11 protein-coding genes, 1 tRNA gene and 2 pseudogenes are annotated in these 12,174 nt (G+C 58.1%); 7 read left to right on the top strand and 7 right to left on the bottom strand.

The features are described 5' to 3' along the window. Positions 1-1,015: 1,015 nt before the first annotated feature. Both ERE07_RS10055 and ERE07_RS10050 read left to right on the top strand, forming a co-directional pair. The gene (locus ERE07_RS10055; RefSeq protein WP_130008672.1) at positions 1,016-1,774 is read left to right on the top strand and encodes a type IV toxin-antitoxin system AbiEi family antitoxin domain-containing protein; all 759 of its coding nucleotides are present in this window, start codon (positions 1,016-1,018) and stop codon (positions 1,772-1,774) included. Next, a pseudogene (locus ERE07_RS10050) lies at positions 1,767-2,125 on the top strand (nucleotidyl transferase AbiEii/AbiGii toxin family protein); the annotation flags it as partial. The gene ERE07_RS10055 and the pseudogene ERE07_RS10050, both read left to right, overlap by 8 nt. 261 nt (positions 2,126-2,386) lie before the next feature. Here the strand turns inward: ERE07_RS10050 and ERE07_RS10045 are convergent. The 3 genes from ERE07_RS10045 to ERE07_RS10035 form a co-directional block, all read right to left on the bottom strand. Beyond that, on the bottom strand, positions 2,387-2,815 hold the full coding sequence (locus ERE07_RS10045) for a putative toxin-antitoxin system toxin component, PIN family (protein WP_130008671.1): 429 nt from the start codon (positions 2,813-2,815) through the stop codon (positions 2,387-2,389). Next, positions 2,805-3,056 (bottom strand): type II toxin-antitoxin system Phd/YefM family antitoxin, encoded by a 252-nt coding sequence (locus tag ERE07_RS10040; RefSeq protein WP_130008670.1) that lies wholly within the window; start codon positions 3,054-3,056, stop codon positions 2,805-2,807. Before ERE07_RS10040 ends, ERE07_RS10045 begins: the two co-directional genes overlap by 11 nt. Positions 3,057-3,326: 270 nt before the next feature. Beyond that, positions 3,327-3,402, bottom strand: a tRNA-Gly gene (locus ERE07_RS10035). A gap of 316 nt (positions 3,403-3,718) precedes the next feature. Between ERE07_RS10035 and ERE07_RS10030 the strand changes: the two genes are divergently transcribed. From ERE07_RS10030 to ERE07_RS10020, 3 genes are all read left to right on the top strand, one after another. After that, the gene (locus ERE07_RS10030) at positions 3,719-4,870 is read left to right on the top strand and encodes an NAD(P)/FAD-dependent oxidoreductase (protein WP_130008669.1); all 1,152 of its coding nucleotides are present in this window, start codon (positions 3,719-3,721) and stop codon (positions 4,868-4,870) included. 80 nt (positions 4,871-4,950) lie between these two features. Further along, positions 4,951-6,021, top strand: a complete 1,071-nt coding sequence (locus ERE07_RS10025) for a YkvI family membrane protein (RefSeq protein WP_130008668.1) — start codon at positions 4,951-4,953, stop codon at positions 6,019-6,021. Between the two features lie 12 nt (positions 6,022-6,033). After that, entirely contained in the window at positions 6,034-6,630 is a 597-nt protein-coding gene (locus ERE07_RS10020) for a helix-turn-helix domain-containing protein (RefSeq protein WP_130008667.1), read from the top strand. A gap of 61 nt (positions 6,631-6,691) precedes the next feature. On the opposite strand, the gene ERE07_RS10015 is transcribed toward ERE07_RS10020, so the two are convergent. Continuing rightward, positions 6,692-7,042 (bottom strand): two pore domain potassium channel family protein, encoded by a 351-nt coding sequence (locus ERE07_RS10015; protein WP_130008666.1) that lies wholly within the window; start codon positions 7,040-7,042, stop codon positions 6,692-6,694. 217 nt (positions 7,043-7,259) lie between these two features. On the opposite strand from ERE07_RS10015, the gene murB reads away from it, so the two are divergent. Next, a complete protein-coding gene (gene murB / locus ERE07_RS10010) occupies positions 7,260-8,288 on the top strand; it encodes a UDP-N-acetylmuramate dehydrogenase (RefSeq protein ID WP_130008665.1) in 1,029 nt (342 codons plus the stop codon). A gap of 89 nt (positions 8,289-8,377) precedes the next feature. On the opposite strand, the gene dapB is transcribed toward murB, so the two are convergent. Both dapB and ERE07_RS22020 read right to left on the bottom strand, forming a co-directional pair. Beyond that, positions 8,378-9,169 carry a 4-hydroxy-tetrahydrodipicolinate reductase gene (gene dapB, locus ERE07_RS10005; RefSeq protein ID WP_130008664.1) on the bottom strand — a complete coding sequence of 264 codons (792 nt, stop codon included), beginning with the start codon at positions 9,167-9,169 and terminating at the stop codon, positions 8,378-8,380. A 341-nt stretch (positions 9,170-9,510) separates the two neighbouring features. Next, positions 9,511-9,870 (bottom strand): annotated as a pseudogene (locus ERE07_RS22020) (outer membrane protein assembly factor BamE); the annotation flags it as partial. 192 nt (positions 9,871-10,062) lie between these two features. Here ERE07_RS22020 and fur point away from each other — a divergent pair. Continuing rightward, positions 10,063-10,503 carry a ferric iron uptake transcriptional regulator gene (gene fur / locus ERE07_RS09995; protein ID WP_130008663.1) on the top strand — a complete coding sequence of 147 codons (441 nt, stop codon included), beginning with the start codon at positions 10,063-10,065 and terminating at the stop codon, positions 10,501-10,503. A 27-nt stretch (positions 10,504-10,530) separates the two neighbouring features. Here fur and recN read toward each other — a convergent pair whose 3' ends face one another. After that, entirely contained in the window at positions 10,531-12,174 is a 1,644-nt protein-coding gene (gene recN, locus ERE07_RS09990) for a DNA repair protein RecN (RefSeq protein WP_130008662.1), read from the bottom strand.

The raw sequence follows: 12,174 nt of genomic DNA, 5'->3' as shown, positions 1-12,174 counted from the left end.
CTGGGCGCTGGCCGGTAACGCACCCTTGGGAATGCCTTTAGGTTCCTTCTTTGGTTCTTGTGCCATGGTTCATCTCCTTGAAGATAATCATAGGACCGAACACAAAATTACGGACACTCTCAAAAAGTAGGCTGCAGCCATCTTCGCGCTTGCCCGCCTTCTGCCAAGCGCGACGCTGGTCACCAGATCGATCAGGTTCAAAATGGTTTGGATCCGGGATGACTGGAAGCCAATGAACACAGCGGGCCAAGGCGTCAAAGAAATCCGCGTTCGCGTCAAGGTGAGCCAGACCGAAGCCGCCAAGCTTTTTGGCGTGACCCAGCCCCGTGTATTCACATGCAAGGAATTTTACTTATTTTGGCGAAGTATCGGGAGGAAAGTGCGGTCCCGGATGCGAGCTCATGCCCTAAAGCCGGCTTTTACATCGTCGGGTTTGTTCGCCCTAAAAAATAGATCATCTTTCCCGATGTGCGATTCAAGCTATTCCAACGAGCGATAGATGGAATAGAAGTGGGAAAAACAAAAAGGCCGAATAAAAGCTCGGCCCTTTTAAATCCTGGAGCGGGAAACGAGCTCCAGGATGAAGCCATAACCCATTGACTAAAAACAAAATACCTTTATCCAGAGTGACTGAATGGACTGGATTGTGGACTAACTATTTCGCAACGCCAACGAAGGCGGTCCACCTGCATCCAGTGCTGGCATCCATGTATCGCGCCAAGCCGCGTCGGTCGTCATTGCTGGGGCATATGTCTTGCATGAAGTTGCCCGATGCTTCATCGTTGGCCCAAGCATGGACGATGAGTCTTTGCCTTCGAGTCGTACTGGAAGAATAGGTGGAACCGTCTTCCTGTCTTGGTTCGTCGTCAGCGACGATGGGCCTATCCTGGCTACGTTTTTCAATCTGTCTGGTTAAGATTGGATTTTGTCATAAAATTCCATCATGAGGCGAATTTCAGAGCAAAAATTATCAAATTCAATGGAGGTTGATTAGATTTTGACGTATATTTCACATATGAGTGAATATTCAAGGTATCAGATAATCAAGCGCTTGCAGGCGGAGCTTCCTCGGGGAGCTCCGTTCGATCTCGCCGTGCTGGAAACCTTCGGCGTGTCCCCCAAGCTGGCCGCCCGTTACGCCGAGAGCGGCTGGCTGGTGCGCCTGGGGCACGGCGTCTATGCCTACCCCAACGATAACTTTGACGCCAGCGGTGCACTACGGCTCCTGCAAGAGCGGGTTGCCGGGCTGCACATCGGCGGCAAAAGTGCTCTTGCGCTGCAAGGGGTTCGGCACAACCTGGCTCCCAGGGAAACCTTGGTGCTCTGGGGCGAGGCCCGCTTTACGTTGCCTGGCTGGTTCACCACACGCTTTCCAGCGCGCTACGTCAACGCCAGGCTGTTCGACTGGCCCGACGATGACCTCGTCAACAAGACTCTGCACACACCACCCGGACAGCCCGCAGGGCTCCGGGTGGCAGTGCCCGAACGTGCTGTGCTGGAGCTGCTTTACGACACCGGCACGCGGGAAAGCCTCGAAGAGTCCCGCAACCTGTTCGACGGCCTGCGCTCACCGCGCAAGGACGTGCTCGGACGGCTACTGGCTTGCTGCACCAGCGTCAAGACCGTGCGCCTGTTCCTGACCTGGGCGCGGGAAACCGGCGTCATCGACGTGGATGAACTGCTGGCGCAATATCCGGTACGCTCCGGCAGCGCCAGGCGCTGGATGAGTCGGCTGGGCGATGGAACCCTTTTAAGCCTGAACCCTCATGGATAAACAGTACGCCGATCCGTCCGTCTGTTGTTGAATATCGCGCCCGACGTGTTCGACAACGACATCTTCGCCATGAAGGGTGGCACGGCCATCAATCTGTTCCTGCGGGACATGCCCCGCCTGTCGGTAGATATAGACGTGGTGTACCGCCCCTGGCAGACACCTCGCGACCAGGCATTACAGGCAATCAACCAGGAACTGGCCGCCATCGCGCAGCGCGTCGAACGCCTGGGCGTACAGACACGATTGGTCCGTAGCAAAGACCTTGGCGACACCAAGCTGATAGCCGAGAACGAGGCCAGCCAGGTCAAGGTCGAGGTCAATGTCGTGTTCCGTGGCACGGTGCTGGCGATATAGATCAGCACACGTACGCAAGGCACGCCTATCCTTGTTAGGGGCAGAACCTGTCACAGGTCAATATCAGCTTCGAACGCTTCATCCAGATCAACACTGGGGAGAAGCGCGATTTGTGCCAGCATGAACTGAGCCAAATCCTCCGGAAGTGGCCGGACATTGGCGCCCAGTGTCGATATCCCGATCTAGCAAAGTGAGGAATGCCTGGGGAAGCGTGTGCGAGTGCTCAATAGTTGTTCGATCGGCCATTTTCAAAGAAGCTCATTTTTGATGCCATTTCTCTAGAGCCTGAGCCGGCGACAGGATTTCGAATTCCCAGTCAGCCGGTGGAAGTTCCAGCAAATCCTTGTCGCCGCTGATCAGCCATTCCGCCTTGCCTTGTAGGGCCGTATGGAGAAACACCTCGTCATCAGGATCGCGGCTGTACGCTAGTCTGGGCGGCGCAGGCAAATCGATCCACTGAGCCGCGGCAGCGAAGTCATGCAACAGCAGGCGCCGACGCTCCATGTCCAGATAGCGGTCAAATTTTGGACGCCAGAGCCTGGTTTCAAGTTCCTCGAAGGTTTCTCGTGAAAACACCAACGTCGCGTGTTGCAGAAGACAATCCACGATCTGCGCCGGGGCAGATCGTGGCGATAGCGCTGCACTGATCAGAACGTTGGTATCGATGACAGCGCGCTCAATCCTCATCGGCCAAAAGCTGTTCCAGCTTCTTGTCCGTCAAGCCCTTGCTGGCGGCTTCTTCGGCACTTTGCTTCAAGTTGCGTCGCAGCCGATCTGCATAGAACTCACGCATTGCGTGGTAGTCCTCGGCAGATACCATAACGCCGACAACCCGGTTGCGCCGCGTGACCTGAATCGGCTCGCGTTGCACCCGGTCGATCAGTTCACCGAATCGAGTTTTTGCCTCATTGGCGGTAAAGGTTTGCATCTCGGACTCCTCGTGCAAGTCTACGAGCCATCTTACGTCAATCGTTCGATTCGTTCAATTTGACCGAACGTACTTTGGTGGCCATGTTGCAGCGTGCGGCTGCGGTGTGAGAACCATTGGTCGAAGACCCCTTGGGTGGAGCCTAAAAAACGCTGGCTGTAGGTGGACGTCCCTGGATGTTGATGGACGCTCCAGAAACGAAAAAAGGAGCCGAAGCTCCTTTTCTCTGTGTTCTATGGATTTCTATAGACGTCCATGGACGAAAATCCTTGGAGCGGGAAACGAGTCTCGAACTCGCGACCTCAACCTTGGCAAGGTTGCGCTCTACCAACTGAGCTATTCCCGCGTTTTGATTGCCGCGAACAAGATGCGCCAATCAACGAAGAACGCGATCATAGCAGTTTTTTTTGTTTTTGGAAAATTGAGCCGACAATGAGATCTCTCGGCTGCCTAAACCCTGTCTCCCCCCGGATCGCACCGGGTTTCGCCCCCATTTATCCGCCCCCGGGATGCGGTACGACGGGCGGATGATTGACGGGACGTGCTCGTGGACTGGCGGCTGGCCGCAATGAGGCGGTAGCCCGCAAACTTGTAACTGGGCTGTTGCCTGGCGGCTATCTGGTCTATGCTTATTCTCGAATATGAGAATTTCAGGACAAAACATGAATTCAGTAGCGCTGTTCGATTACGCCATCATCGGGGCCGGCATGGCCGGCGCGTCGGTCGCCTATCGCTTGAGCCTGTCTGGCGCGTCGGTGGTTGTGCTTGAGCAGGAGTCGCAGCCAGGGTATCACTCTACAGGCAGGTCAGCCGCCATGTTCATGGAAACCTATGGCACCGCCCACACGCGCGCCCTGACGCGCGCCAGCCGCGATTTTTTTCTGCACCCGCCCAGCGGCTTTACAGAACACCCCATTCTGGCGCCTCGTGGCGTGCTGTATATCGGCCATACCGGTCAGGAGGGCATGCTGGATGCAGCATACGACGCCTATCGGACACAGGGGCTAGAGGTCAACAGGTTGACCGCGCACGAGGCAATGCAGATGGTTCCCTGTCTGACACCCGATAGATTGATTGGCGCGATTTACGATCCAGTCGCCAGCGACATGGATGTACATGGACTGCATCAGGGGTTTCTGCGTGGCATGCGCGCTCACGGTGCAACATTGCAGGCCAATGCCAAACTCGAGTCGGCCGAATACGGCAATGCGGTCTGGACACTGCGCACGTCAAATTCGCACATTCTGCGCGCCCGTGTTGTGGTCAACGCCGCAGGCGCGTGGGCTGATGCTGTTGCCGGGGTATGCGGCGTGGCATCGCTTGGCATTCAGCCCATGCGCCGTTCCGCTTTTTTGTTTCCGGCGCCAGACGGCACGGATATCTCGCACTGGCCAACGGTTCTGGGCGTTGACGAGAGCTATTACTTCAAGCCGGACGCCGGCGTGTTGCTGGGGTCACCGGCCAATGCAGATCCTGTCGACCCTCAGGATATCGTGCCCGAAGAGCTCGATATTGCGATGGGCATCTATCGCATTGAGGAGGTCACTACGTTGCGCATACGGCGTCCGAGTCATGTGTGGGCTGGATTGCGTTCCTTTGCCCCCGATCATGAATTCGTTATCGGCTGGGATAGCAAGGTGCCGGGCTTTTTCTGGCTGGCAGGTCAGGGCGGGTACGGTATACAGACGGCGGCGGGCGCGTCCGAACTCGCTTCGACGCTATTGCTGGGCCAAGCCTTGCCTGCGGCATTGACGGATCACGGCGTATCCGCCCAGGCGGTGGATCCCGCAAGATTTTGTACATCCAAAAAATAAGACGGCATGTGTGTCCGCGGTTTTAGGTCGTGGCCGCAGCAAACTGATTGTTCTATCGACTGACAAACAGGGGAGGGAATATGGTGAATATAAAGGAAGTACTCAGAATATCGGGCGCATTCGTAGGCGTTGTCGTAGGGGCTGGCTTCGCGTCCGGGCAGGAGATCATGCAGTTTTTTACCAGTTTCGGCTTGATCGGGCTGGTGGGGGTCATGATCAGCAGCGCCTTGTTTATCTTTCTGGCCATGGCGCTTTCCACGCTGGGCCAGCAGCAGGCGTCTTTATCGCACAAACGGGTTATCTATGCCATTTGCGGAAAATATCTTGGCGTATTTGTCGATGCCATGATTACCTTCTTCATGTTTGCCATTGCCGTTGTGATGATTGCAGGCGCGGGAGCGCTGCTGGAGCAATTGGCGGGCATTCCCAAGCTGTGGGGGAGCGTCGCGGTAACGATTCTGACAATTGCCATCGTCTGCCTGGACGTCAGACGAGTCATCAGCTTTATTGGCTCCATCACCCCATTGTTGGCGCTCATGGTTGTCATTGTGGCGAGCTCAGCCATCGTGAGTCGGGATGCCGATCTCGAGGTGCTTCAGGCCGCAGCCCAGAGCCAGCCTCACGGTGCGGGCAACTGGTTGATAGCCGCCTTGCTTTATGTGTCGTACAACATTGTCGCCGGCGCGCCTTTCCTGGTCATTATGGGCGGCCAGGCGGTGGATCGCAAAACTGCACTGTGGGGTGGGGTGATAGGCGGAGTGTTGTTGGGTTTGCTGATGTTGCTGATCGCAGGCGGGATGTTTGCGAGAGTGGATGAACTGGGCGGTATTGCCATGCCCATGTTGCTGCTGGCGACGCAATTGTCCCCTGTCGTGGGCATTATCATGGGTGTCGCAATCTTCGGCATGATTCTGAATACGGCTGTCGGTGTGTTGTATTCTTTCTCCGCGCGTCTGCTGGAGCCCGGCACGGCACGTTTCAGGTGGGGCACGATCGCCGCCGGAGTGCTGGCGTTTATCGGCAGCCTTGCAGGGTTTATCAACCTGGTTGGCACGGTGTATCCGTTCTTTGGCTATCTGGGTTTTGTATTGATGATTTGTACCCTGATCGGGTGGTTTCGTATTAAAACAGTGGCTGTTAAACAGAACTGATCTAGCCCCCTGATGATGACTGATGCACCGAGCAAAGGCGAGCTGGCTGGAAATGCCGAGGTAGGCGCTCGCCTGCGCGGCATCCGCAAGGCACGCCGCATGACGCTAAAGCAGGTTTCCGAAGCAACCGGCCTGGCTGTTTCGACACTGTCCAAGGCCGAGCTGGGGCAGACTGCGCTGAGCTACGCGAAGTTCGCCCGTCTGGCGCAAGCACTTGGCGTGGACATGACCGCGCTATTCGTGGTCGGTGGCGAGAAAGTGCCCGATACCCAGCCGGTTGTGTTGAAAAACAGCCTGGAAGATGTTCAGCATTACACGACGAGCAACTACGATTACAGTCTTATTTTTGGCGAGTATCCGGGCAAAAGAATGAAGCCCATGGTGGCCAGAATCGAAGCGCGCGATATGTCTGAGTTTGACGATTACATTCGTCATGCGGGCCAGGAGTTCGCGGTGGTTTTATCCGGAAAGATCCGGATCGAGTTCGAATCCGGAGACAGCGTAGTGCTGGCGCGTCACGAAACGGCCTATTTCAATAGCGGTGTTGGCCATGTGTACCTCAGCCTGAGCCGGCAGCCGGCGCAGGTGCTGGTTGTTTGCTGCGACTGACACGTCCGCGCGTCGGAAGTTTTTCATCTTCGGCATGCAGGCGCTGCCCTAGCCAGCTCATTTAATTGCTGCTGCTTTCGTCAAGATGAAATTTGTGAATGATGCGATGCGCAAGCGGCGCGAGCACCAAGCCCAGCGTGGCGACAAAAGCCAGGCCAACAAGAATGCTATACAGTGAGAAAAATAGCTTTCCTGGCACGCTGGCCGGCATGATGTAGGGGCCGATGCCGCTGAGTATCATGGCAGTATTCAGGATGGCGTCGTGCCAGGCGACAGGTTCAAGGCCCAGGTGGCCCAGCACGCCAATGGATAGGGTGAGCCCTACGACGAGAATCGCAAGCCCGATATGACGTAGCATTCTGTACTTGAACTCGCGGGGATGCAAAAGAGGCTGGTTTTTTGATTCATACATTGCCGCAACATCCTTACGAAACGACACTCCTGCATCATCCTAGCCCAATTCGCCTGAATAAGGTAGTTCAGGCAGGGTGTGCAGCCGGGCCAGGCGGTGTGCTGGATAGGATTTTGCATTTGAACGCGGATTTCAGCGCGGTTATGCTTACGTCGTTCCAATGCTGCGGCGCTAAGGCAAGCGCTGGGCTGGCGTCACCCACTTTGCGGAATCCACTATCTTGCTTCACACATCCTCACAGGATCTGACCTCTTTCAATACACTGGGTTTGCGCTCGACCGCGCACGCGCTGGTTCGGTATGAGTCAGCCGCGCAATTGGCCGCGTTGTCGGAGCTGGCCGCGCAGCATTCGCGCGTTTTCGTTCTGGGCGGCGGCAGCAACGTGGTATTGGGCGCTTCCCTGGACTGTCTGGTCATCAAGGTCGTCTCGCGAGGCATACGGTTGGTTGCCGAAACCGATGAGCACTGGATTGTCGAGGCCGAAGCGGGCGAGGTCTGGCACGATTTTGTTGATCACTGCCTCGTACAGGGATGGCCAGGGCTGGAGAATCTTGCCCTGATTCCTGGCACAGTCGGCGCCGCGCCCGTGCAAAATATCGGTGCGTATGGCGTGGAACTGGATCAGCGCTTCCACAGCCTGGTTGCGTGGGACTTAAAGATGGGAAGCAGGGTGGAGATGTCGGCCGACGATTGTGGGTTCTCGTACAGAACGAGTTTTTTCAAGCAGGCCGAACCAGGTCGCTGGCTGATTGTGTCGGTGCGTTTTTGCCTGCCCAAGTCCTGGCAGCCTGTGCTCGAATATCCCGACTTGAAGCGGCATGCCGTGTTGGGGAGCTGTTCGGGTCAGGCGACGCCGCGCCGGATTTTTGACGCGGTCTGCGAGATACGGCGCAGCAAATTGCCGGATCCGGCTGTCTTGGGCAATGCAGGCAGTTTTTTCAAGAATCCTATTGTCGACGCCGCCACACTACGCCGTCTGCGAGGCGAATATCCCGATATTGTGGCTTATGGGCAAGTGGATGGTACAACGCATAAGCTGGCCGCGGGGTGGCTGATTGACCGCGCGGGCTGGAAGGGCAGGCGGATGGGGCCTGTGGGCACGCACGAGCGCCAGGCACTCGTGCTGGTCAATCACGGCGGCGCATCGGCCGACGATATCGCACATCTTGCGCAGGCCATCAAGGCCGATGTGCTGGCCAGATTCGGCGTAACACTGGAGCAGGAACCCGTGGCGGTGTATTGCTGAATACCGGCGACAGGCTCTCCATGGTTGCGTTTTCCGGGCAAGGTGATGACACGCCGCCCGCGAAACACGATGCTGACTGTTGCAGGCAATCAGGTGGCCAGCACGTCCTGCATATCGAACAGCCCGAACTCCTTGCGCGATAAATAGCGGGCGGCGCGCAGGCTGCCCTGGGCATACGTGGACCGACTGCTGGAACGGTGGGTGATTTCGATGCGTTCGCCGGTGCCGCAGAAGTAAACCGTATGGTCGCCGACGAGGTCGCCGCCGCGCAGAACCGAAAACCCGATCTGCCCGGTTTCGCGAGCCCCGGTTTCGCCGTGCCGCGCCCAGTCCGCAATATCGTCCAGTTTTTTGCCCCAGGCGCTGGCGACCGCCTCTCCCATGGCCAGCGCCGTGCCTGAGGGAGCGTCTACCTTATTGCGGTGATGCGCCTCGAACACTTCGACATCGTAGCCAGAATTAAGCAGCCTGGCCGCCATATCCAGCAGTTTCAAGGTGGCGTTGACCCCGACGCTCATGTTGGGGGCGAACACGATGGCAACGTGCTGGCTGGCGGCCTGTATGGCCTGCTTGCCCTGGTCATCAAAGCCCGTCGTGCCGATCACGCATTTTGTCCCGTGCTCGATGCAGGCCTGCAGATGCGCGAGCGTGCCCTCGGGGCGGGTGAAATCGATGAGGCAATCGGCATGGGCGAGTTGGCCGAGATCATCGCTGATGGTTACACCTGTCTCGTTGCCGAGAAACGCGCCGGCGTCCTGGCCCAGGGCTGCCGATCCGCTGCGATCCAGCGCTGCTGTCAGTGTCAGGTCAGGGCTTTGCAGCACGGCTTCGATCAGCATGCGGCCCATACGGCCGTCTGCCCCTGCTATGGCAATACGCATTGTTCTCCCCCAGGTTAACGTAGTGGTTCGCTGGTGCCGCGGCCCGGCGAGGGCGCTCCGGTTGCCGGACGCGGTTCGATTCTGTTGATCAGTGGCTGGCGAGGCTCAATCCGCTGGGCCTCGTCCGCAGGTCGGGTGGAGCCGTCTGTGGGTTGCATGGCGTCCTGCGCATTCGCGTCGGGCGTGGTGCTGTGCATGCCCGGCTCGCCCGTGCCCACTTGGGGTACCGTCTGGCCCGGTTGCGGATGTACGCTGCCATCAGGTAACGTATAGCTGCCCGACGCAGGCACGCCGCCACTGACGGCGGGCTGTCCACCGCTGGCGCCTGCTGCGGCATCGCGCTCGGCCTTTTCTTGCATGCCGGTATCCGCTTTCTGGAACGGCTGGCGATCCGGTTGCTGATCGCCTTCCCAGCGAATCAGGTTGTCGCCATCGAACCAGACCGTAAACTTGCGTTGCTGGTCGTCGCCGTAGCCGGGGTTGTTATAGTAGGGATAATCCCACCGGTTGCTATGGAAGATATCCTGCAATGTCGGTGTACCCAGGATGTAGCGCACCTGTTCGCGTGTCATGCCCGGTTGCAGTTGCGCAACCTGTTCGGAGGTGATCCAGTTTCCTTGCTGGACGTTGGGGCGATAAGGAAAGCCCCAGTTGGTGGAGCCGCAGGCGGCCAGGCCAGTGGCCAGTACGGCCGCGGCCAAGCCGGTGCGCAGCACTCGGTAATAAGGTTTAGCAGTTGTCAGCACAAAGCGCCCCTGTTATCCAGATCGAATAAAACCGTTATCATAAAGGGTAAACAATACACGCATGAGCGTTAGTCGGTTCCGGGCGCTTTTTTGGTTCGTCGCACCCGGGCGTGCTTTCACCCTTCCGCCAGAGATATTTTATTAGCTATGAACGATCAAAATGAACTGAAAAACATGGGCTTGAAGGCGACGTTTCCCCGCCTCAAGATTCTTGACATCTTTCGACGGGCCGACCAGCGTCACCAGAGCGCAGAAGACATTTACCGCACTCTCATTGCAGAGGATGTGGATATTGGCCTGGCCACGGTATATCGTGTTCTCACCCAGTTCGAGCAGGCTGGCATTCTGGTGCGCAGCCAGTTCGACGGCGGCAAGGCTGTGTTCGAACTCAACGACGGCGACCACCACGACCACCTTATCTGCACCAATTGTGGCAAGGTCGTCGAGTTTACGGATGCCGAAATCGAGAAACGCCAGCACAAGGTGGCCAAGGACAAGAATTTTATTCTCGAAAGCCATACGATGATGCTCTATGGCATTTGTCCGGAATGCCAGGCCAAAGGGCATAACAAAGGCGCCGCGGCCTAGATATGGCCTGATGCGTGCATCCGGGCGCTAGCTGGCCAACATTTCGCGCGCATGCTTGCGTGTGGTGGCGGTGATTTTCAGCCCGCCCAGCATGCGCGCCACTTCGTTGACGCGTCCGGCCTCATCCAGAAAGGCAATTTGAGACAACGTGCTGTCGCCCGTCATGGATTTTCTTACTTCATAATGATGCATGCCACGCGCCGCCACTTGAGGCAGATGCGTGACGCACAGTACTTGATGTCGTTCGCCCAGTTCGCGTAGCAGCCTGCCCACGACCTCTGCCACGGCCCCGCCCACCCCGGTATCGACTTCGTCGAAGATAAGCGTGGGCACGCGTGCGGCTTGGCTGGCAATGACTGAAAGCGCCAGCGAAATCCGGGCCAGTTCCCCCCCTGAAGCCACCTTGGCCAATGGCCGCGGCGTTGTGCCTGCGTGCCCGGCCACCAGGAACTCGACCGACTCGCTGCCGTGGGGCCCTGGGGCGCAAGAGGACAGCGTTACATTGAAGCGCCCGCCTTGCATGGCCAGGGTCTGCATGGCCTGGGTAACCCGTTTGGACAGTGCCTTGCCTGTTTTGTGGCGAGCCTGGCTGAGCCGTTCGGCCAACTGGCTGTATTGCGTCTGGGCGGCGTCCGCGTTTTTTTGCAGGGCCGTGGTATCGGCGGCGGCTTGGCTTGCGTTGAGCTTGTTGGCAAGATCTTGCTGCAGCGCAGGCAGCTCCGCCGGTTCGATATTGAATTTGCGCGCCATCTCGAAGATGGCTGTCATGCGCTGTTCGGCCTGGGCAAGCCGGTCGGGTTCGAGTTCGAGCCGGTCAAGGTAGCTGTTCAGATCCGATACGGCCTCATCGGCGGAGATGCGCGCGGAGTCTATGGCGTCGTAGATGCCTTGCAGTTGTGCATCGTGGCGAAGGAGTTGCTGCAAATGGTGAGCGGCTGTGTTCAGGGCCTGGCGGGCAGAGCCGTTTTCGTCGTCCAGCGCGGCCAGCGTCTGGGCCGCGCCGTCGAGCAAGGCTTGGCCGTGCGCCAGGCGGTTGTGTTCGTTGCTCAGGGCTTCCCATTCGCCTGGGGCGAGCGCCAGGCGTTCAAGTTCGCCCAGCCGCCATGCAAGTCTTTCGCGCTCTTCCTCGAGCGCTGCGGCATTTTGCAACGCATCGTCCAGTGCTTTGCGGGCTTGCTGCCATGTGTGCCAGGCCTGCTGCACCTGCCGGGACAGATCCGTATGCCCGCCCTGGGCATCAAGCAATTCGCGCTGGCTGGCTGGTTTGAGCAGGCTTTGGTGGGCATGCTGGCCGTGGATGTCGACAAGCTGCTCGCCTAGTTCGCGCAATTGGCCCAGCGCGACCGGCAGGCCATTGATGAAGGCGCGGCTGCGTCCTTGGCTATCGATGACCCTGCGCAGCACGAGCGTATCATCGGTATCGAACTCATGGTCCTCCAACCAGCCCCGCAACGCCCTCGGCGGCTCGAAAACAGCGGTAATATCGGCGCGTGCGGCGCCTTCGCGCAGAACCGTGACATCTCCCCGCGCCCCGAGGGCCAGGGACAGTGCATCGACCAGTATTGATTTGCCTGCGCCGGTTTCGCCCGAGAACACGGTAAACCCGGGCTCGAAATGCAGTTCGGCTTCGTCGACGATAACAAAATCTCGGATATGCAGCGTGCGCAGCAT

Source organism: Allopusillimonas ginsengisoli, assembly GCF_004153455.1.
In the GTDB taxonomy this organism is placed as follows: domain Bacteria; phylum Pseudomonadota; class Gammaproteobacteria; order Burkholderiales; family Burkholderiaceae_B; genus Allopusillimonas; species Allopusillimonas ginsengisoli.
The sequence above is the reverse complement of the archived record's forward strand: the minus strand, read 5'-3'. Positions and strand labels throughout refer to the sequence as shown.